Origin of the sequence: Luteibacter rhizovicinus (assembly GCF_004342265.1) — a bacterium.
GTDB lineage: Bacteria > Pseudomonadota > Gammaproteobacteria > Xanthomonadales > Rhodanobacteraceae > Luteibacter > Luteibacter rhizovicinus_B.
Genome location: NZ_SMCS01000007.1, coordinates 69,123 through 91,181 on the forward strand (window position 1 = coordinate 69,123; position 22,059 = coordinate 91,181).

The 22,059-nt window shown below is 62.6% G+C and carries 15 protein-coding genes; 9 read left to right on the forward strand and 6 right to left on the reverse strand.

Annotation, left to right across the window (positions count from 1 at the left end; translation table 11 throughout):
• The first annotated feature begins 71 nt into the window (after positions 1–71).
• The 3 genes from EC912_RS15835 to EC912_RS15845 all read left to right on the forward strand — a co-directional run bounded on the left by EC912_RS15835 (position 72) and on the right by EC912_RS15845 (position 4,952).
• Entirely contained in the window at positions 72–2,660 is a 2,589-nt protein-coding gene (locus EC912_RS15835; RefSeq protein WP_132145843.1) for a TonB-dependent receptor plug domain-containing protein, read from the forward strand.
• Positions 2,661–3,179: 519 nt separating this feature from the next.
• A complete protein-coding gene (locus tag EC912_RS15840) occupies positions 3,180–3,407 on the forward strand; it encodes a Blp family class II bacteriocin (protein WP_132145845.1) in 228 nt (75 codons plus the stop codon).
• Between the two features lie 318 nt (positions 3,408–3,725).
• Positions 3,726–4,952, forward strand: a complete 1,227-nt coding sequence (locus EC912_RS15845) for an SGNH/GDSL hydrolase family protein (protein ID WP_132145847.1) — start codon at positions 3,726–3,728, stop codon at positions 4,950–4,952.
• Positions 4,953–5,022: 70 nt separating this feature from the next.
• Here EC912_RS15845 and EC912_RS15850 read toward each other — a convergent pair whose 3' ends face one another.
• The 4 genes from EC912_RS15850 to EC912_RS15865 all read right to left on the reverse strand — a co-directional run bounded on the left by EC912_RS15850 (position 5,023) and on the right by EC912_RS15865 (position 15,315).
• Positions 5,023–7,260: an NADP-dependent isocitrate dehydrogenase gene (locus EC912_RS15850; protein ID WP_132145849.1), complete on the reverse strand. Its 2,238-nt coding sequence runs from the start codon at positions 7,258–7,260 to the stop codon at positions 5,023–5,025.
• A 208-nt stretch (positions 7,261–7,468) separates the two neighbouring features.
• On the reverse strand, positions 7,469–10,597 hold the full coding sequence (locus EC912_RS15855; protein ID WP_132145851.1) for an efflux RND transporter permease subunit: 3,129 nt from the start codon (positions 10,595–10,597) through the stop codon (positions 7,469–7,471).
• A 139-nt stretch (positions 10,598–10,736) separates the two neighbouring features.
• Positions 10,737–13,976, reverse strand: a complete 3,240-nt coding sequence (locus tag EC912_RS15860) for an efflux RND transporter permease subunit (RefSeq protein ID WP_132145853.1) — start codon at positions 13,974–13,976, stop codon at positions 10,737–10,739.
• 70 nt (positions 13,977–14,046) lie between these two features.
• On the reverse strand, positions 14,047–15,315 hold the full coding sequence (locus EC912_RS15865) for an efflux RND transporter periplasmic adaptor subunit (RefSeq protein ID WP_132145855.1): 1,269 nt from the start codon (positions 15,313–15,315) through the stop codon (positions 14,047–14,049).
• A 413-nt stretch (positions 15,316–15,728) separates the two neighbouring features.
• Between EC912_RS15865 and EC912_RS15870 the strand changes: the two genes are divergently transcribed.
• A complete protein-coding gene (locus tag EC912_RS15870; RefSeq protein ID WP_132146039.1) occupies positions 15,729–16,226 on the forward strand; it encodes a c-type cytochrome in 498 nt (165 codons plus the stop codon).
• A 262-nt stretch (positions 16,227–16,488) separates the two neighbouring features.
• Here the strand turns inward: EC912_RS15870 and EC912_RS15875 are convergent, their stop codons facing one another.
• Positions 16,489–17,088: an ACP phosphodiesterase gene (locus tag EC912_RS15875; RefSeq protein ID WP_132145858.1), complete on the reverse strand. Its 600-nt coding sequence runs from the start codon at positions 17,086–17,088 to the stop codon at positions 16,489–16,491.
• A 48-nt stretch (positions 17,089–17,136) separates the two neighbouring features.
• Here EC912_RS15875 and EC912_RS15880 point away from each other — a divergent pair, with 48 nt between their 5' ends.
• The 4 genes from EC912_RS15880 (at position 17,137) to EC912_RS15895 (ending at position 20,268) form a co-directional block, all read left to right on the forward strand.
• Positions 17,137–17,823: an alpha/beta hydrolase gene (locus tag EC912_RS15880; protein WP_132145860.1), complete on the forward strand. Its 687-nt coding sequence runs from the start codon at positions 17,137–17,139 to the stop codon at positions 17,821–17,823.
• The gene (gene zapE, locus EC912_RS15885; protein ID WP_132145862.1) at positions 17,820–18,935 is read left to right on the forward strand and encodes a cell division protein ZapE; all 1,116 of its coding nucleotides are present in this window, start codon (positions 17,820–17,822) and stop codon (positions 18,933–18,935) included. Before EC912_RS15880 ends, zapE begins: the two co-directional genes overlap by 4 nt.
• A gap of 89 nt (positions 18,936–19,024) precedes the next feature.
• Positions 19,025–19,465: a hypothetical protein gene (locus EC912_RS15890; protein WP_132145864.1), complete on the forward strand. Its 441-nt coding sequence runs from the start codon at positions 19,025–19,027 to the stop codon at positions 19,463–19,465.
• A 47-nt stretch (positions 19,466–19,512) separates the two neighbouring features.
• On the forward strand, positions 19,513–20,268 hold the full coding sequence (locus tag EC912_RS15895) for an N-acetylmuramoyl-L-alanine amidase (RefSeq protein WP_243649317.1): 756 nt from the start codon (positions 19,513–19,515) through the stop codon (positions 20,266–20,268).
• 9 nt (positions 20,269–20,277) lie between these two features.
• On the opposite strand, the gene ltaE is transcribed toward EC912_RS15895, so the two are convergent.
• Complete coding sequence (ltaE, locus tag EC912_RS15900) at positions 20,278–21,291, reverse strand: low-specificity L-threonine aldolase (RefSeq protein ID WP_132145868.1); 1,014 nt, start codon at positions 21,289–21,291, stop codon at positions 20,278–20,280.
• 102 nt (positions 21,292–21,393) lie between these two features.
• Here ltaE and EC912_RS15905 point away from each other — a divergent pair, with 102 nt between their 5' ends.
• Positions 21,394–21,885 carry a gluconokinase gene (locus EC912_RS15905; protein WP_132145870.1) on the forward strand — a complete coding sequence of 164 codons (492 nt, stop codon included), beginning with the start codon at positions 21,394–21,396 and terminating at the stop codon, positions 21,883–21,885.
• Positions 21,886–22,059: the final 174 nt, after the last annotated feature.

Genomic DNA, 22,059 nt, shown 5'->3' on the forward strand with positions numbered 1-22,059 from the left:
GTGCGGGCTGCTGCACCGTGTCGCCCTGGCGGCGCTACCGGGTGCATCTCTTCCCCCTCGTGAGATAGCACATGAACAAGATCGCTTTATTGCCCATGGCCATTGGGAGCCTGCTGGCTGCATCCGTGCATGCGCAGACATCGCCGGATCAGGCAGCGCAGCTGCAAGCCGTGACAGTAACGGGCTCCAATATCAAAACCACCGACGCCGAAGGTGCCAGCCCCGTCGAAGTACTGACCGCCGCGCAGATCGAGCACAGCGGCAAGACCAATCTGCCGGACTTCCTACGCACCATTTCCGCCAACAACGGCAACAGCTTCAACGAGCAATACACCGGCAGCTTCTCCGCGGGCACGGCCAGCGTATCGCTGCGCGGGCTGGGCTCCAAGAACACACTAGTGCTGGTCGACGGCAAGCGCGTATCGAACTTCGCGACCGCGAACGAGCTGCAGGACACCTTCGTCGACCTCAATGCGCTGCCGTTGTCGGCGGTCGAGCGCATCGAAGTGCTGAAAGACGGCGCATCCGCCGTCTATGGCTCCGATGCTATCGCCGGCGTAGTGAATATCATCCTGAAGCAGAACTACCAGGGTTTCGAGGCAGGCGGAAACTTTGGTAGCAGTACCGAAGGAACCGGCCAGCGTGAACGTAGCTTTCATCTACTCGGCGGATCGGGCGATCTCGCTAAGGACGGCTACAACATTTTCTTTGCCGTCGACGGCCAGGAACGCGACCGCCTGGATCAGGACGATGTGGGCTGGATGCGCGACAACGATTTCCGCGACAAACCCGGTGGCCGCCTCAACTGGACGCCGACCAATTACTACAACAATGATGCGACACAAGGTTTCGCCAACGCTGTCGGGCCGGTGAGAAAAGTCGACTACGGCGCGATCACGCCAGGCAAATCCGGCCAGGTCTGGGCGTACAACCCCGCGCAATACACAACGCTGATGCCTAAGGTTGAGCGCTATCACAGCGTACTTCGCGGAACGCTGAAACTCGGCGACGACCTGCAGGCCTATGGCGAGTGGATATATAGCCGCACCCGCGCGGGCTTCACCTTCTCGCCGCCGCTATCGATCGGCAGCGGACTGCGCGCATGGAATAACGCAAACCAGACACTGACCAATATCGACACGGCGCTTCCGGTAGGCAACCCCGCCAATCCGTATGGCGTACCGACGCCGGTCAATACCAATCTGTGGGATGTCGGACAACGCAACAAGCGCGACCGGCAGATATTCAATCGCATACTGTTCGGACTGCGCGGACGCAACGCCGGTTGGGACTGGGATATCTCGGCCCTGCATTCCGAGAGCAGGCTCACCGAAACGGTGACCAACTTCGGCAACCGGTATGCCTTCCAGTCCCTGCTTGCCGACGGCGGCTACGACTTCACCAGCAATACCAACAACGCGTCGGCGGTCGACGCATTGAGACTGGCAACGCTACGCCCGGCGGTAAGCAAGATCAGCGCGGCCAATGCCACGGCGAGCCGGCTATTGTTCGACCTGCCCGCAGGGACCGTGGGATTCGCCGCTGGCGCGGAATTCCGTCGCGAGTCGATCGATTCGAATACTTCCGATGCCGTGCTGTCGGGCACCGAGCTACGACCCGCGATCGATATCATTCATGGCGCGCGTAACGTTTCGGCCGGATACGCCGAGTTCAACGTACCGCTGCTGACCACGCTGGAAGCGAATATCGCGGGACGCCTCGATCACTACAGCGACTTCGGCAACGCCTTTGCACCAAAGTTCTCGTTACGCTGGCAGCCGCTGGACTGGCTCCTGCTGCGCGGCTCGTTCTCGCGCGGCTTCCGCGCACCGTCCTTGCCGGAGATCACCAACAGTACGGCGGTCAGCTACGGCTCCGTGGTCGATCCGTACGACCCGATCACGCCAGGACAGCGCCGCAGCTATACCGGTGTCAATGCCGCCAATCCGAAACTGAAGCCGGAACGTTCGAAAAACTACAACGTCGGCATCGTCGTGTCGCCGACTGTCGACACGAGCATCGGGCTGGATTACTACCATATCGTCCAGAACGGCATCATCGGCCCGGACGACACGACCTACATCGTCAATCATCCGGAGGTTTACCCCGGACGCGTGGTGCGTGAGCAGGGACGCATCGTCACCATCTACAACCAGTATCAGAACCAGAGCAGTCTCACCACGGACGGTGTCGATATCGACTTCAGCCATGTATTGCATGCCGGTCGTTGGGGCGATTTCACTCTGCGCGGCAACTGGTCTCGACTGCTCGATTACCGGCAGCCGCGCGTGGCGGGTCAACCGTCGGTCAACGGTGCAGGGACGAATATCTTCGGATCGCTGCCCTACTGGCGCGGGAGCACGGGGATCGGCTGGTCGATCGGCGACTTCAACAGCACGCTGACCTGGTACTACACCGGTGGATACAAGCAGAACCCGGAAAACCGGCTGACCGATGCGTATCCCGCCCGCGTAAAGAACTGGAGCACCGCGGATCTTTCGATCGCTTATACCGGTATCGAGCGCACCACCCTGACGCTGGCGGTGCAGAACCTGCAAAACCGTCGGCCGCCGTGGGACCCGTCGTACACCTACTTCGACAGCACGCAGGCGGACCCGCGTGGACGTGTCGTTAATGTTGGTGTGAACTATCGGTTCTAGGGGTCGAAAGCGTCTACCCCCCCTCATCGTCGTTCCGGCGCACGCCGGAACCCGCGGCGAGGTGTGCGGTTGTCGCGATGTTTTCAAGCGGACACTTCAGCGCTCGGATTAGCCCCAAGTGGTCGCTGCGGACCCCGACGTGCGCCGGGGTGACGGTGAGGGAGCTATGGCATCTCGAGGTTCTGTGCAGGAGCGCCCCCGAACGCGGTATCCCCCGCCCCATACACCTACGCAGCAACTGTGGCTCAAGCACAGGTCGCGGCGTCTTTCAGGGCGTCGCGTATTCGTGCATTGATGAGGGTGATCTTCTTGCGCAATCCGACACCTCATGTAGCTGATTTCCCCACCCACGCGCGAGGAATCGTCGCGACAAACACAAAGGGCGAGAAATGCACTCCTTTTCCGTTGCGGACACCGCATCGCATGAGTATCTTCCGGCTCCGGGATGATCCGACCATCCTTGGTTGTGCTCATGGATCGGCAGGGCCTTTCTGCCCGCAAATACTTAAGGAGTAGACAATGCAAGAACTGACAATGAATGAAATTGACGAAGTGTCCGGTGGCTTGATGCTGGCGCCTCCCGGCATCGATCATAGCTACGAGCGGTGTGTTGGAGGCTTTATGCTTGGCGGGGCGCTCTTTGGCGCGGCTATCGGTGTAGGAACAACTTACGGCTTCGGCGGCGCAACGGGGTTTACCGTCGGCGCGACCATTGGCCAAATCGCTGGCACTTATTTTTGCGACTGATGACGATGCCTTTCTATCTATCGGGCATCCTCTTGAGCCTTGGCTCGCTCGCTTGCATTCTGGCCAAGACCCCATTAACCAAGACAATCAGCGTCATATACACGCTCGTTCTGATCATTTTAATGATGCTAGGTGCCTTTCATAGGTAATGCCATGAGAGCGGAGGGTTATCCATGACCCTCTGCTCTCTTTCTGACATGAAGTAACTTCCGACTCAGATTGCGGGCTACGCCTGACAGGCGTGAGCCCGGAACCTCGCCTTTAATGGAGTACCGGTAAACCCCTGCCGGGCCAACACTCCATGAAAGGAAAATCAGGATGAGGATCGCAAACGCTTTCGCGTTGGCGGGCATCGCGCTGGCATTTATCGGCACGCATGCGTCGGCGAATACCGCGGCAACCTATCCATCGATCACGTCGGAGGCATCCACAACCCATGTCCGATGCCATTACCGCGCGGACATGAACCCGGCTTCCGCCGCAACGGATTTCCTGTTCGCCGATGGCGAAGACAGCACAATCGTTGGGCACTGGCAAGGAATCAGCGTGCTTCCCGGCCAGGCGATGTTCTTTACCAATGTGAGTTACGCACGACTGCGAGCCACGTGCATCCGGACTCTTGCCGAAAAAGGTATCCCCGGCGAACTCGTGACGGTATCGGCGGCGGATAACGTCGATTCTTACAACTATCAGATCTGGTCGATGACCGACTCGGCACCGGGAAAGCCTGTCGAACGTATCGTCGCGTTCGGCGACAGCCTGAGCGACAGCGGCAACGTGTTCAATGCATCGCTATGGAAGTTGCCCGGCGCATCCTGGTTTGCCGGCCGATTCTCCAATGGACCCGTCTGGGTCGAGCACCTGGCGGCGAAGACAGGACTGCCCCTCGTGACCTGGGCCGTTGGCGGTGCGGAGTCGAAAGATGTTTACGTCGGACTCATCAACGGCATCGGCAGTCAGGTCGATTCGTATGTCCGATACATGAAACATACCCGGGACTACGACGTTTCACGGACACTTTTTACCCTCCTCATCGGCGGCAACGATTTCGTCAGCGACGACACCACGGCCCAGCAAGCACTGGACGATCAGGAGAAGGCACTCGAAACACTGGCCAATGCAGGAGCAACGAAGATACTCATCGTGAATCTGCCCGACCTTTCAAAGGCACCTGTGTTTCTGTTGCGCCGTGACGACGCGCAGACCGTGACAGACAAAGTAGACCATTACAACGCGAGAATCGGTAAGGTGACCGAAGCACTGGCTGCACGGCACGGCATCGAGGTACGCGTTGTCGATGCACGAAGCCACTTTGACGAGCTGGTCGCGACACCGGCCAAATTTGGCTTCAGCAACGTGAGCGATTCGTGCCTCGATATCAATACGCCGGGTGCATTGAACTACATCACACGCCATGCACTGCGTGAGGGCTGCGATCCGCAGCGCTACATCTTCTGGGACACGCTTCATCCCACCACGCGGGTACACGAACTGATGGCGACGTGGGCACTGACATACACGCCTCCAGCGTGGGGGCTCCGCTGACGAGACCGCGCAGCGACCGTGGCGCCGTCGCACGCACCGGTAGAACGGTACGTGCGACGGATCTACGGAATTACAACGACGAGACGATAGTCGCGAGCGCGGCGTTCAGAGTCGCGCTCGGACGCATCGCCTTGCTGACCAGGGCGAGGTTCGGCTGGTAGTAACCACCGATCTCGACCGGCTTGCCCTGCACGGCACTGAGTTCCGCGACGATCTTCGCCTCGTTCTCTTCCAGCGTGCGTGCCAGTGGCGCGAACTTCGCCTTCAGCGCGGCATCGTCGTTCTGGGCGGCCAGGGCCTGCGCCCAGTACATCGCCAGATAGAAGTGGCTGCCACGGTTGTCGAGTTCGCCGACCTTACGCGCGGGCGACTTATTGTTGTCGAGGAACTTGCCGTTGGCCTGATCCAGCGTCCGCGCGAGCACCGCCGCACCGGCGTTGTCATAGCGATTGCCCAGGTGCTCCAGCGATGCCGCCAGCGCAAGGAACTCGCCGAGCGAATCCCAACGCAGATAGTTTTCTTCGACGAACTGTTCCACGTGCTTCGGCGCGGAACCGCCAGCGCCTGTTTCGAACAGGCCGCCACCGGCCATCAGCGGCACGACGGAAAGCATCTTCGCGCTGGTGCCCAGTTCCATGATCGGGAACAGGTCGGTGAGATAGTCTCGCAGGACGTTACCCGTGACCGAAATCGTGTCCTGACCCTTGCGGATGCGAGCGAGCGAGAAACGCGTGGCTTCGACCGGCGACAGGATGCGAATGTCCAGACCGGACGTATCGTGATCCTTGAGGTAACGCCGAACCTTCGCGATGACCTGCGTATCGTGCGCACGCTCGGGATCGAGCCAGAACACGGCCGGCGTATTGCTGAGGCGCGCACGGGATACGGCGAGCTTCACCCAGTCCTGGATCGGTGCGTCTTTGGTTTCGCACATACGCCAGATGTCACCCGCTTCCACGGCGTGCTCGAGCAGCAGATTGCCGCTGGCATCGGTAACGCGCACGGTGCCGTCGGCGGCGATCTGGAACGTCTTGTCGTGGGAGCCGTATTCCTCGGCTTTCTGCGCCATCAGGCCGACATTGGGCACGCTGCCCATCGTGGCGGGATCGAACGCGCCATGCGCCTTGCAGTCTTCGATGACCACCTGGTAGACGCCGGCATAGCTGCGGTCGGGGATGATCGCCTTGGTGTCCTGCAACTTGCCCTGCGCGTCCCACATCTTGCCCGAGTCGCGGATCATCGCCGGCATGGACGCGTCGACGATCACGTCGCTGGGTACGTGCAGGTTGGTAATGCCCTTGTCCGAATTGACCATCGCCAGTGCCGGACGCTTCGCGTATTCGGCGGCGATGTCCGCTTCGATCGCGGCCTTCTGGTCGGCGGGCAGCGCCTTGATGCGCGAGTACAGGTCGCCGATACCGTTATTCGCATCGAAGCCGATCTGCTTCAGCACGTCGGCATGCTTCGCCAGTGCGTCCTTGTAGAACTCGTTGACGACCACGCCGAACATGATGGGGTCGGAGACCTTCATCATCGTCGCCTTGAGGTGCAGCGAGAACAGTACGTTCGCACGCTTCGCATCTTCGATCTGCGCGTCGATGAACGTCGAGAGCGCCTTCTTGCTCATGACCGACGCGTCGATCAGCTCACCTGCGGAAACCGACGTCTTTTCTTTCAGGACCTTGCTCGTGCCGTCCTTGCCAAACCATTCGATCTTTACCGCACCGTCGTTGGCGATCAGCGCGGATTTCTCGCTGCCGTAGAAATCGCCGCTTTCCATATGGGCGACGTGCGACTTCGAATCGGCGGACCAGGCACCCATGCGATGGGGGTGCTTGCGTGCGTAGCTTTTCACCGAAGCCGGCGCGCGGCGATCGGAGTTGCCTTCGCGCAGCACGGGGTTCACGGCGCTGCCCTTGACGCGGTCGTAGCGTGTTTTCGCGTCTTTCTCGGCGTCGGTGCGCGGATCGTCCGGATACTCCGGCAAGGCATAGCCCTTCTGCTGGAGTTCCTTGATCGCGGCTTTCAGCTGCGGCACCGAAGCGCTGATGTTCGGCAACTTGATGATATTGGCTTCGGGCGTGGTGGCCAGTTCGCCCAGCTCGGCCAGATCGTCGGCGATCTTCTGATCGGCGTTCAGGCGATCCGGGAACTGCGCGATGATGCGGCCCGCGAGCGAGATGTCGCGCGTCTCGACCGCGATGGACGCGGTGGCCGTGAAGGCCTCGACGATCGGCAGCAGCGACTGCGTGGCAAGGAACGGGGCTTCGTCGGTAAGGGTGTAGATGATCTTCGGCGTACTGGACATGTCTTTGGTGACCTTTCGAGTTACGGCAATCTTTGGGGCGAACTCGTCAGTCGCAAGGCGCGGACAGCCGCCGCGTCCCGACGGGCACGCACAAGCCGCTCATTGTCTCGCTTTCGGTCTACGGGGGAAAGCCGCGCCTCCCCGGCCCATGTGGCGCGCTCCCGCACACGAGCCGTGGCCGGACGATGCGCCTGCGTACGGTGCTGGCTTAGCTCTGCCGCGCCAGCGCCCGCTTTGCCTGCCTGCGTTCCAGGCGGGCGGCCTTGCGGCGCTTCCAGCGCTCGCTGAGGCAGGCGAAGATCACGTACAGGGCCGGCGTGCTGAGCAGGGTCAGGCTCTGCGAAATCAGCAGGCCGCCGATCATCGCGATACCCAGCGGCCGGCGCAGTTCGGAGCCTTCGCCCAGGCCGATGGCCAGCGGCAATGCCGCCAGGATGGCGACCATCGTCGTCATCATGATCGGACGGAAGCGCACCAGGCATGCCTCGCGGATCGCCTCGACGGCGTTCTTGCCGTGCTCCCGTTCGGCCACGAGCGCGAAGTCGATCATCATGATCGCGTTCTTCTTCACGATACCGATCAGCAACACGAGCGCGATCATCGCGACGATCGAAAGCTCCGTATTGGTAATGACCAGCGCGGCCAGAGCGCCGACACCGGCGGCGGGAAGCGTCGACAGAATCGTCACCGGATGGATCAGGCTCTCGTAGAGCATGCCCAGCAGCAGATAGACCGTGACGATCGCCGCGAGGATCAACAGCGGCATGTCGCTCTGGCCCTGCTGGAAGCGACGGAAGTCGCTGCCCACGTCAAGGCGGATGTCGCCGGGCATGCGCATGTTGCTGATCGTCTTCTGGATGACTTGCATCGCCTCGCCCATGCTGACATCCGGTGCGAGATTGAAGCTGACGCCCATGCTCGTGTATTGATCTTCGTGCACGATCTGACTCGGCGCGAGCCCCGACTTCTGCTGGGTCACGGCGGTAATCGGCACCATGGCCCCCGAGCTGGATTTTACGTAGAGGCGGTTCAGCGCATCGGGCGTCGCGGCCAGGCCGGGCAACGAGTTAACGATGACACGGTACTGATTGATATCCGAATAAATCGTCGACACCGCGCGCTGCCCGAAAGCGTTGTAAAGCGCTCCGTCGATATCGCCGATCGACACGCCGAGCCGAGCCGCGTCGTCGCGATTGATGATGAGGTTCTGCCGCAGGCCCTGCGCATCGATATCGCTACCGATGTCCTTGAGCATCGGATTCTTCTTCAGTTCGTCGACCAGCTTCGGCAACCACGTCTGGAGCTCGACGATGTCGTTGCCTTTCAGCGATACGGAGTACTGCGCACCTTGACTGGTGCCGCCACCGCCACCGGTGGGCAAATCCTGCACCGGACGCAGTCTAAGGTTGAGATCGGGGAAATTGTTGGCTTTCGCACTCAGGCGTGCCAGCGCGTCGAAGGTCGTTTCGTTGCGACCATCGGCAAGTGTCTTCAGTTCGATAGTGAAGAAGCCGCTGGAACCGGTACGGCTCGTGCCCAGACGCGAACCCACGGCTTTCACCGCCGGATCGTTCAGGAGCATGTCGGTGATGCGCGCCTGGCGAACTTTCATCTCGCCGAACGACACGGTCGAACTGCTCGTGGCGCGAGCGGTCATCAGCCCGGTGTCCTGCGGCGGGAAGAAGCCGGCCTTGACCATGCCCGCGAGCACGAAGGTCGCACCAATCAGGAGCAGCGGCGTCAGCGCCATCAGCAATGCGTGACGCAGCGTCCAGTCCAGCGCGCGGCGATAGGCGCCGAGCATTCGCTCGTGGAATACTTCGAGCTTCCTGCCGAGACGCGACGGCGGTTTCGCACTGTGCGCGGTAAGGAAATGTCCGCAAAGCGACGGCGTGAGCGTCAGCGACACCAGCGCCGACACGCCGATCGCCGCACACAACGTCACCGTAAACTCCTTGAAGAACATCCCGGTGATGCCGCCTGCGAAAAGCAGCGGAATGAACACGGCGATCAGCGATGCCGTGATCGAGACGATGGTGAAACCGATCTCGCGCGCACCGAGCAGCGCGGCTTCGAACCGGGGGATGCCTTCATCCATATGCCGGATGACGTTTTCGATAACGACGATGGCGTCGTCGACGACGAAGCCGATCGCGATGACCAGCGCCAGCAGCGTCAGGTTGTTGAGCGTGTACCCGAAGATGTACATGACGACGAACGCGCCCGCCAGCGACAGTGGCACGGCCAGACCGGCGATTACCGTTGGTGCAAGGCGCCGCAGGAACAGCGCCATCGTCATGATCACCATGGCCAGGCTGATCATCAGCGTGATCTGGACTTCGCCCAGCGAGGCGCGAATCGTCGGCGTGCCGTCGAAGAACGGCGACAGCTTCGCCCCGGCAGGCAACCAGGTCTGCATCAACGGCACCTGCGCCTTGATGTTGTCGACCGTGGCGATGACATTGGCATCGGATTTCTTGTAGACGTACATCAGGATCGCGGGGTGACCGTTGAACCAGGCCGCCTGGTAGGCATCCTGCTGGCCGTCGTAGACCTTCGCGACATCGGACAGGCGAATCGGAACGTTGTTCTTGTTCGCGATGATGAGCTTGCCGAATTGTTCCGCCGTGTACAGCGAGTCGGTCGCCGTAACCGCCATCGTCGTCTTGCCGTCGGATAGAAAACCCTGCGGCGACGTAACGTTTGCAGCCGTGAGCGAATTGCGCAACTGATCGGGCGAAAGACCCATCGCGTTCAGCGCGCGCAGATTCACGTCGACGCGGATCGCGGGCGTGGCGCTGCCTGCGATATCCACCGACGCCACGCCGACCTGCTGGCGCAGGCGCTGCGCAAGGATCGAATCGGCGAGGTTGTACAGATCGGTCGGCGCCAGCGTATCGGACGTGAGCGCCAGCACGATCACCGGATCGTCGTTCGGATTGGCCTTCTGATAACTCGGTGCGTTGAGCAGTCCGGAGGGCAGATCCGCCTGTGCGCTGTTGATCGCCGACTGCACGTCGCGCGCGGCGGCATCGAGATTGGTGCCGTTCTGGAAGAACAGCAGGACGAAGGTGCTCCCTTCCGAACTGTTCGAACGCATCTGGTCGATGCCGGGCACCTGGCCCAGATGCCGCTCGAGCGGCGCCGCGACCGTCGACGCCATCGTGCTCGCGTCGGCACCCGACTGCTGGGCCTGCACGAAGATGGCGGGAAACTGGATGTTCGGCAGCGCGGCAACGCCGAGCAGGAAGTAGCAGATCATGCCAACGACGAAGATGCCGATAGCAAGCAGCGACGTGCCGATGGGGCGGCGTATGAACGGGCCGGAGATATTCATGCGGCAGGGAATCGATTCGTCGTGAGGCGGAGCGGGTGCGTCATGGCAACAATAACGCCTGTCCCGCAAAAAGGTTTCGCCGGACGGCGAACCGTCCGGCGAATAAGGGTGAATCGCGAGCTCCTGCCCGGTAACGCCATCAGGTAGCTATCCCGGCCTGGGCATTGGCCAGGGCCCTGCGCTCCTTGCGCAATTGCAACCAGTCGGAGAAACGTTCCATGTAGAGATAGATCACCGGCGTCGTATACAGGGTGACCAGCTGCGAGAGCAGCAGGCCGCCGACGATCGACACACCGAGCGGCTTGCGCAGCTCCGAACCGATACCCGTACCCAGCGCCAGCGGCAACGCGCCGAGCAGCGCGGCGGCGGTGGTCATCATGATCGGTCGGAAGCGCAGCAGACATGCGCGACGGATGGCGTCATGCGCATTCATGCCGGTGCGCTTCGCCTCGATCGCGAAGTCGATCATCATGATCGCGTTCTTTTTCACGATACCGATCAGCAACACGATACCGACGATGCCGTCCACCGACAGGCTCATGCCGCACAGCAGAAGTGCGAGCAACGCGCCGACGCCCGCGGGCGGCAACGTCGAGATGATCGTGATCGGATGGATGTAGCTCTCGTACAGCACGCCCAGCACGATGTAGATCACGACGACGGCAGCGAGAAGCAGCAGCACTTCGTCGCCGACCGACGACGAGAACTCGGCGGCCTTGCCGATGAACTGTCCGCGTACCTGCGGCGGGAAGTTGAGCTGGCCTTCCACTTCGTGAATCGCGTCCACGGCGGCCGACAGCGAGTAGCCCGGAGCGAGGTTGAACGAGATCGTGACCGCGGGAAGCTGCTGCAGATGCGTGACCACCAGCGGTGCGCTTGTTACCTTTGCGCTGGCCAGCGCCGCGATGGGAATCGTGCCGCCACCCCCGACCTGGAAGCCGACGTTACCCGTACTGCCGATACCCGCGGGCGTGGCCGAGTTGCTGGATGCGAGCTGGCCGAAGCTGGTCGCATTGCTGCCGGTCAGCGCGCCGTTGCCGTTGCCGCGTACGGTGAGTTTGTTGAGCAGATCGGAACTGGTGCGGAACTCCGGCGACACTTCCAGTACCACGCGATACTGATTGAGCTGCGTGAAGATCGTCGATATCTGGCGCTGGCCGAACGCGTCGTACAGTGTGTCGTCGATCGTCTGCACCGGCACGCCGAGACGGCTCGCGCTGTCGCGATCGATCGTCAGCTTCAGCGCCTGACCCTGATCGGCCAGATTGTTGTCGACGTCCGCGAGCTCGGGACGCTTGCGCAACGCCTGGGTCATCTGGTTCGCGAAACCGGCGACTTCCGTCGAATTCACGTCGGAAAGCGAGTACTGGTATTCCGTCGCGGATACCTGGCTGTCCAGCGTTACGTCCTGCACGGGCTTCAGATAAAGAGCGACACCCGGAATACCGGCGGCTGCCTGCTGCAAGCGCGGCAGCACGACGTCCAGACCGTCGCGGTCGCCGCGATCCTTCAGCACCAGCGACAGCTGACCCTGATTGAGCGTGGGATTGACCGAACCGGCGCCAATGAATGCCGCGACGCCAGCCACGGCCGGGTCCTTCTGCAACGCATCGGCGACGGCCTTCGTGCGCACTTCCATCTGCGGGAACGCGACGTTCTGGTCGGCCTGCACCACGGCGGTGATAAGACCGGTGTCCTGTTCGGGCAACAGGCCCTTCGGGATAATGATGTACAGCACGACGGTCAGCGCGACGGAGAACGCGGCCACGGTCATCGTCAGCTGGCGATGGTCCAGCACCCAGTCGAGACTGCGACCGTAACCTTCGACAATGCGCGACCACGTGGTGTGCTTGCCTGCCGCGCTCGCGTGTTCGTGCGCGTCTTCCGCGTCCGGCAACTCGTCCGCCTTCAACAGATAGGCGCACATCATCGGCGTGAGCGTCAGCGACACCAGCATCGAGATCGCGACGGCGATGGTCAGCACCCAGGCGAATTCGTGGAACAAACGCCCCGTGACGCCCGGCATCAGCAACAGCGGCAGGAACACCGCGATCAGCGAGACGGTCAGCGACACGACCGTGAAGCCGATTTCCTTCGCACCGATCTCGGCAGCGGTCTTGCCGTCGTGCCCCTGCTCGATATACCGGACGATGTTCTCGATCATCACGATGGCGTCGTCGACGACGAAACCTGTCGCGACGGCCAGCGCCATCAGCGAAAGATTGTCGAGCGACATACCCGCGAAGGACATCACGCCGAACGTACCCATCAGCGACAGCGGTACCGCGACCGACGGAATGACCGTGGCCCACAGGCGGCGCAGGAAGACGAAGATGACCGCGACGACGAGGCAGACGGTAAGGATCAGCGTGAACTGCACGTCCTCGACCGACGCGCGGATGGTGATGGTGCGGTCCGCGAATACTTTCAGATGGACGTCGGCGGGCAGGACTTTCTGCAGATCGGGAATCGTCTGGCGGATGTGCTCCACCGTCTGCACGATGTTCGCGCCCGGCTGACGACGGATATCCAGCAGCACGGCCGGCTTGCCGTTGGCCCATGCGGCCAGCTGGTCGTTTTCGACACCGTCCACCACGTTCGCCACGTCCGACAGACGTACCGGCGCGTTGTTCTTGTAGCTGATGATGGTGTCTTTGTATTCGGCAGCCGTGGCCAGCTGATCGTTCGTGCCGATGCTGTAGGACTGCGTCTTGCCGTTGAGCGTGCCCTTCGGCGCGTTGACGTTGGCCTGGGTGAGCGAGCTGCGCACGTCTTCCAGCGTCAGCCCAAGGTTAGCCAGCTGCGCCGGGTTGACCTGGATGCGCACGGCCGGACGCACGTTGCCGGCGATGGACACCAGACCCACGCCCTGCACCTGCGCGAGCTTCTGCGCCAGGATCGAATCGGCGTAGTTGTTCACGTCGCGCAGCGGAAGGCTGTCCGACGTGAGCATCAACGTCATGATCGGCGCATCGGCCGGATTGACCCGGTTATAGACGGGCGGATACGGCAGGTTGTTGGGCAGCGTGCCGCGTGCCTGGTTGATGGCCGCCTGCACGTCCTGCGCGGCGACATCGATGTCGCGGTCCATCGCGAACTGCAACACGATCGTCGACAGTCCCGCCGATGAGTCCGAGCTCATCATCGTCAGGCCGGAGATCTGGCCGAAGTTGCGTTCCAGCGGCGTGGTGACCAGCGCCGCCATCGTCGTGGCGCTGGCACCCGGATACTGGGTGGAGACCACGAGACTGGGCGCGTCGATTTCCGGCAGCGCCGAAACGGGCAGCTGGCGATAGCCGAGGATACCGAGCAGCAGCACCGCCACCATGAGCAGCGATGTTGCGATCGGACGGCGAATGAAGAGTGTCGAAAAACCCACGTGACGATCCTGGTTGTGGAACTGTCGGCCTGCATGGGCCGGCTCCGGAGGAAGCCGGCCCGTCGTTGGATCAGCCGCCGCGGCGACCGCCGCTTTGCTTGGCCTGGCCTTGCTTGGCCTTGTTCAGTTCATCCGCGGTCGGAGCGGCCGGTACCTGACCCGGCGCCAGCGGCTGGATCTTGCTGCCCGGTTTCAGACGGAACTGACCTTCGGTAACGACTTTTTCGTCCAGCTTCAGACCCTTGCCGATCAGCACATGGCTGTCGCCGACTTCGCTGGCCACATCCACCGCCTGCATCTTGACCGTGTTGTCGCCCTGCACGAGGTAGACATAATCGCCGTCCGGACCGCGCTGCACCGCCTGGGCCGGAATGACCAGACCGTTCTTCACCGTGCGCACCTTCAGCTGCACGTTGACGAACTGACCCGGCCAGAGCTCGGTCTTCGGATTCTGGAATACGGAGCGCAGACGGAACGTGCCCGTGCTGGTGTCGATGGTGTTGTCGATGACGTCGAGCTCGCCCGTGGACACCACATGGCTGTCGATGCGATCGAGCGCCATGACTTCGAGCGGCGTCGAGGCGGCACCCGTTTCGCCGACCGAGGAACGCACCAGGTCGAGGTTCTTCTCGGGCAGGTAGAACATGACGTAGACCGGATGCAACTGGGTCAGCGTCACGATGGCGTCCGTGGTCGCGACGATATTGCCCACGTCCACCGAGCGGATGCCGGCCAGACCGTCGATCGGCGCGATGACCTTGGTGAAGCCCAACTGCACCTGCGAAGCGCGGATCGCGGCGGTATCGGCGGCGACCGTGGCTTCGGCCTGGTTGAGGGTGTTCTTCAGATTGTCCAGATCCTGCTTGGACACATACTGCTGACCGCCCTTGCTGACGAGGTTCACCGAGCGGTCGAGGTTGTTCTTCGCCGTCGCGGACGCCGCCTGATCCTGGCGCAGCTTCGCCGTGGCCTGGTCGTACTGGGACTGAATGGTCCGCGGATCGATTTCGGCGATCACGGAGCCCTGCTTCACTTCCTGGCCTTCCTTGAAGTTCAGCTTCATCAGCTGGCCACCGACCTGAGAACGCACGGTAACGGTGTTCAGTGCCTGCACGGTGCCGAGCGCGGTCAGGTAGACCGGTACGTCCTGGCTGACAACCGGCACCACCGTCACGGGGACGGGTGCCTGATCCTTGCCATCCTTGTCCTGCTGGCCCTTGCCCTGGGCCTGTGCCGTACCGGTGGTCGCCGCGTTGTGCCTCAAGCGGGGCACCACGAAGATGGCCGCAACGACCAGGACGACGATAACGGCCAGCGCGATTTTCCAAAAACGCGACATGAAACACTCTCCGGATAATTGAGGTGGGGCACCTGCCCCGACCTCCGCGCCATGCGCACGAGGGCTTATACCCTCTAAATGAAGACAATGGATCGGTCGATCCACGGCGCTAATACTAGGTGTACCCGAACGGGATTGAACAATGCCGGTTGACAGGGGTAGCCCATGACTGACGGCATGTCTCCCCCCATGCCGTTCCCCATCGCCGCCAAAGGACCACACCTTAGAGAGGCAAAGTCGTTCGGGGTTCCGCTATAATTCGCGCCCTGTTGCGTCCTCTGGACGCTGCGCGTGGGGGCCAGGGGCTTTCGCGTGGTTATCGGCAAGCCTCAAGCCCTCTGTGGCGAGAGGGCATACCCAACTGACTGGAGTACAGCGTGAGCGGTTCCCCGAGCAAATCCGACCAGAACTTCATGCGCCAGTTCTCCTGGCTCACGGCGGGTCTCAGTGTCCTGGCCGTCCTCCTGATGGTTCTGGCCTATTCGATCTACTCCAGCATCCCGAAAGAGCAGGACCCCAGCCAGACGAAACTGACCGCCACGCGCATCACCCCGGTTGGCGGCGTCTACGCGGGCGACACGGGCCGCGCCGCCATGGCCGCCGCCCAGGAAGCCGCCGCGAAGGCCGCGGCCTCGCAGGTCGCCTACGGCGGCAGCACCGACGGCAAGACGATCTACGACAACCTGTGCCACAGCTGCCATACGGCGGGCGTCGCCGGCGCACCGAAGGTCGGCGAGAAGGGCGCATGGGCCACGCGCATCGCGGAAGGCACCGCCACCCTGGTCAAGCACGCCATCGAGGGCTACACCGGCCCGGACGGCAACCATATGCCGGCCAAGGGCGGCAACCCGTCACTGACCGACGAGCAGGTCGGCAATACGGTCAAGTGGATGATCGATCAGTCGAAGTAAGCGTTTGTTGCTTCGCTGACATGAAACGCCGCCTCTTGGGGCGGCGTTTTTTTTTGGGCTGACCCTTACGCCCAGGCAGCGCCCCTCAAGCCGCCTACCCCCTCACCGTCATTCCGGCGCACGCCGGAATCCGCGGCAATAGCGTAAGGTTGGCAGCGACGCAACACGATTTCGCTTTTCGAAGAACGCACACCCGCGATGGTTCGCGACGACCGCGCGCTCCGCCGCGGATTCCGGCGTGCGCCGGAATAACGGTGAGGGATTATGTGGGATCGGTGGCGTGCTGCTCGATCCACGACTCTGAAAACGCCTTCAACTCCGGAAAGAACCTCCCGAAATGCCCCCGCAGCACATCGTCATTGGCCTGTAACAACGGCAACGACTCCCCCACCGGATTCGCACGCGTCAGCCGGCTCGACAATCCCTGCAGCGCCCGCTCGATCGCATCCGCCCGCACGTACGCCGCAGGCAGGTCGTTGCGATCCATATACCCCAGGAAACGCAGCAGCGACGCCGGCAATATCGGCGTGGCCGCATGCAGATCCTCGCGAAACGTCGTCGAAAATATTTCCAGCGGCTGATCCGACCAGCGGGCGAAGTCGCGCGCCAGGCAATGGTCGAACCACATATCGAGCAGGATGCCGGCGTAGCGACGGAACGGCGGCGGGATGTGCTCGCGTGCGGCACGAACTTCATCGTGCCGGTCGGTAAAACTGTCGATCGCACGATGCAGGCGTATGCCCCGGCGAATCCCCTCCGGCAGCGACGGATCGGGGGTGCCATGGACGAAATCGCCCAGCAGTCCGCCGATGCGCAGCCCCGCATCGGGGCCGGCCAGCAACGCATGCGCAAGAACGTTCATGTCCCTGCTCCACCACGGGTGGGTTGGTCAGCGGGTATCATGGAGGGCATGAGCGATCTACTACCTACAGCGCCGGAGAGTTTTCCGGACGAGGCCACCAGCTTCGCGCTCGCGGGCCCCGCGGGCAAGCTGGAAACGATCACCGACGTCGCGCCTCGCGAATGCGCGCGCGCCGGCGTCGCGGTTGTATGCCATCCGCACCCGCTTCAGGGCGGCACGATGCATAACAAAGTGGTGACGATGGTCGAGCGCGCGCTGCGCGAATCCGGTCTCGATACCGTGCGCTTCAATTTTCGAGGCGTGGGCGAATCGGCCGGCGAATACGACGAGGGCCGTGGCGAAAGCGAGGACCTCGCCGCTGTCGTCGAATGGGTTCGCCGCACACGCCCGAACGACAAACTCTGGCTCGCCGGCTTCTCCTTCGGCAGTTATGTCGCCTTTCGCAATGCCGTACGACTGCACGCGGACGCCCTCGTCACCATCGCTCCGCCCGCCGGACGCTGGGATTTCTCGAACATCGAGATTCCCGCCTGCCCCTGGCTGATCGTGCAGGGCGAAGAAGACGAAGTCGTCGATCCCGAGGCGGTATTCGCCTGGATCGAGAGCCTCCCCGTGGAACCCACCCTCGTACGCATGCCCGAAACCGGTCATTTCTTCCATCGACGCCTGATGGACCTGCGCGGCGCCGTGAAACACGCCGTGCTCGAATGGCTTCCGGCCGTGCGTCACGCATGAGTTGCTCGTCGCTTACACCCAGCGAACGTTATCGCGAAGGCGTCGCCGGCCACCGCTGGGAGTCCGATCCCGCACAGGTGCCGGTGCTGGCCGAATTCGATCGACTGCATGCCGCCCTGTGTCCCGATCCCGCCCCGTCCCCGGGCGGCCTCTTCGGCCGGCTTCGTTCGATGCTGGGCAACGAAACCCGCGAACCGGTTCGTGGCCTCTATCTCTGGGGTAGCGTCGGCCGCGGCAAGACCTTCCTGATGGACATGTTCGTCTCCAGCCTGTCCCCGGGACTCGCGCTGCGCCGGCATTTCCATCGCTTCATGGCGGAAGTGCACGAATCGCTGCGCGAACTGGGCGACCGGCAGGACCCGCTGATCGAAGTGGCCGCGCGCATCGCGGCCAAAGCGCGGGTGGTATGCCTGGACGAATTCCTCGTCGCCGACATCGGCGACGCCATGATTCTGGCGGGCCTGCTGGATGCGCTGTTCGCGCGCGGGGTCGTTCTGGTCACCACGTCGAATACGCCGCCGCCGGGTCTCTATCGCGACGGCCTGCAGCGTGCGCGCTTCCTGCCTGCGATCGCGGCCATCGAAAAGCACTGCGTGGTGCACGAAATGGTCTCGCCGCACGACTGGCGCCTGCGTGCGCTGAGTCAGGCTCCCGTCTACCTGGTGCCTCCCGGCGCGGAGGCCGAACGGTCGCTGTCGCGGATATTCTCCAGCCAGGCGCAGGGAACCGTCGCGGACAACGAGCCGCTCGAGATCAACGGCCGGGCCATTCCCGCACGACGCCGGGCCGAAAATATCGTCTGGTTCGAGTTCGAGGCGTTATGCGAGGGGCCGCGCGCGGTTGCCGACTATATCGAACTGGCAAAACATTTCCCCGCGGTGATGGTCTCCAACGTGCCGCAATTCACCGTGTACTCGGAGAACGCGGCCAAGCGTTTCGTATTGCTGGTCGACGAATTTTACGACCGCCACGTCAAGCTGATTCTTTCGGCCGCGGCGCCGATCACCGAGCTCTACGATGGCGAGCGTCTTCGCGCCGAATTCGGCCGAACGGAGTCGCGCCTTATCGAAATGCAGAGCGAGGACTACCTCGAGCGTGAGCACAAACCCTGAAATCAACCGCCGGGATGCGTCTAGCGTCGTTCCGCACGTTCCAACATCCTGTCATCGCGGATATGCCGCGCAAATCAACGAGGGTCGCCATGGATAATTGGGAACTGGTCCCGGGCCGCGGGATTCGCCGCGGAGACACCACGATCTTCTTCGGCACGCAGCGCAAGGCGTTGCACGAAAGCCTCGGTGGCAAGCCCGAAGGCGACAGTCTCTGGGACGACGAAGACGAATACAGCTTGCCCAACGGCGACGAATGGCTGCGGCTACGCTTCATGGACGGCAAGCTCTGCGATATCGAGGTTCTGGGCGGCAGCCTGCACCACGAAGGCGTCGAACTGATCGATACGACCTGGCCCGAGCTCGAAGCCGCCCTGAAAAACACGGGCCGTCAGTTCGAAGCCACCCAGTGGCTTTCCGAGGGCCACGATTGCATCGACCTGCAGATCGTCGTCGCCTCGCGCCAGGACATCGGCGAAGACGGTGATGGCATCGCGTGGCTTATCACCAGCAGCGATTTCAAAGTCGAATAGGTCCTCTTGACGCTAGACTGACGGCCTTGCTCCCAATGTCACCGTCCATGCGCCAGATTTCCAGCATCGTTTGCCTGCTCGCGCTTGCGCTTACGGGTTGCGCTACCGCTCCGGCGGTCGCGCCCCAGCGCAGTGCGCTTGCCCACTGGACGCCTTCGCCGAACTTCAATGCGCGACGCGCTCAGCTCATCGTCATCCATCACACGTCGATAGGCGACATGGACGCATCGCGCCGCGTACTCACGCGCACCGGCGTTCCCAATCCCGTCAGCGCCCACTATCTGATCGGAGCCGATGGCCGCATCGATCAACTGGTAGACGATCGCGAGCGCTCGTGGCATGCGGGCGCATCGAACTGGGGAACCATCACCGACGTCAATTCGGCATCCATCGGCATTGAGCTGGACAACGACGGCGTCGCGCCCTTTTCGCAGGCACAGATTCAGGCACTGGTCCGGCTGCTGGGCGACCTGACAACGCGACTCGGCATTCCGCGCGAAGCCGTCGTCGGACACGGCGACATCGCGCCGGGCCGCAAGAACGACCCAAGCGTGCAATTTTCCTGGGCCACGCTCGCGCAGTACGGCTACGGACTCTGGTACGACCAGCCGCTGATTCCCGCGCCGCCCGCGTTCGATTCGCTCGCCGCGATGCGTCTCGTCGGATACGACCTCGGCAATCCCCGCGCCGCGATCGTCGCCTTCCACCGGCACTACCGGAATACGGAAAACGACACCCTCGACGCGACCGATGCCGCCATTCTCTACTCGTTGCAGCGAAAGCTCACCGCAACGACTCGCTGACGGTCCACCTCAGGCCTCGAATGCGCGAAACGCGTCGATGGCGCGCGCGACGTCCGCATCGTCGATATCCAGATGCGTTACCAGTCGCACCGACGGCAGGTAACCGATGCTGACGCGAACGCCCGACGCACGCATATGCGTATCCAGATCGCGCAGCCGCTCGGCAGGCACGTCGAGGAAAACCATGTTCGTATGGCAACCGGTTACCGTGAATCCGGGCAGCTCGCGCAATCCATCGGCGAGCGTTGCCGCACGCGCATGATCTTCAGCAAGCCGTTCGACGTGGTTATCCAGCGCGTACATACACGCCGCCGCCAGCATACCCGCCTGACGCCAACCGCCGCCCGCGACCTTGCGCCAGCGCCGCGCCTTACCGATCAGCTCCTCGCTGCCCAGAAGGACGGAGCCCACGGGCGCACCGAGCCCCTTCGACAGGCATACCGAGACGCTGTCGAAGTGTTGCGCGATATCCCGGGCAGGTCGGCCATAGGCGATCGCGGCGTTGAAAATACGGGCGCCGTCCAGATGGAAACCCAGCCCGCGACGCCGTGCGAGCGCGCCAGCTTGCGCGAGATAGTCGAACGGCAACGTCCGGCCGTGCCAGGTGTTCTCCAACGTCAATAGCTTCGATCTGGCGAAATGCGGGTCCACCGGTTTGATGGAGGCTTCGACCTTGTCCAGCGGCAACGTACCGTCGGCGTCCTGCGGAATCGGCTGCGGCTGAATCGAACCCAGCACCGCGGCGCCGCCGCCTTCGAAACGATAGGTATGCGCATCGGCACCCACGATATATTCGTCGCCACGCTCGCAATGGCTCATCAGCGCGAGCAGATTGCTCTGCGTGCCGGTGGGTACGAACAGTCCGGCCGCGAAACCGAGATCGTTCGCCAGCCGCTCCTGCAATGCGTTCACCGTCGGATCTTCACCATATACGTCGTCGCCGACCGGCGCATGCAACATCGCCGCGCGCATCGCGTCGGTGGGCTGGGTGACGGTATCGCTGCGCAGGTCGATCCACTTCATGGCGTACGTACTCTTATGACGGGATAAGTCGATGGTAACGCTGGTCGGCTCTCCATCGCCCGTGGAAAATGCTCCGCAGGCAAATGACAGGAATACCCACGCATGATCGTCATCCTCATGGGCGTGTCGGGAAGCGGGAAGTCGACGATCGGCGAACGGCTCGCCGCAAGGCTGGGCTGCGAATTTCTGGACGGCGACTCGCTGCACCCCGAAGCCAACCGAGCGAAGATGGCGCGTGGCGAAGCGCTTGACGATGCGGACCGCGCACCGTGGCTCGATGCGATCGTGGCGGCCATCGACGCACGACGGGCAGGAGGCCAGTCGCTGATCCTGGCCTGCTCGGCACTGAAGCGCATGTATCGCGAACGGCTCGATGCCGGACCGGGCGATGTCCGCTTCGTCTATCTGCGTGGCGACCGGGGATTGCTTGCCGAGCGGCTGGCGCATCGCAAGGAGCATTTCTTCGATCCCGCGCTGCTCGATAGTCAGCTGGCGACGCTGGAGGAGCCCGGGGATGCCATCGTGGTGGATATTGCGTTGACGGTGGATGAGGTCGTGGGGCGGATTATTGAAAGGCTCAACGAAGCAAACTGACAGCAGAGGTCCGCAACCATTACCCCCTCACCGTCGCCCCTGCGCAGGCAGGGCCCCAGGGCGACCGCATGTGGGTTTGCCGAACGCGCACGATCTCGCTCTGAAAGCGTGAACACACTCCGTCGCGAAAACCCATCGCATCGCACTGGGTTCCTGCCTGCGCAGAACGACGAT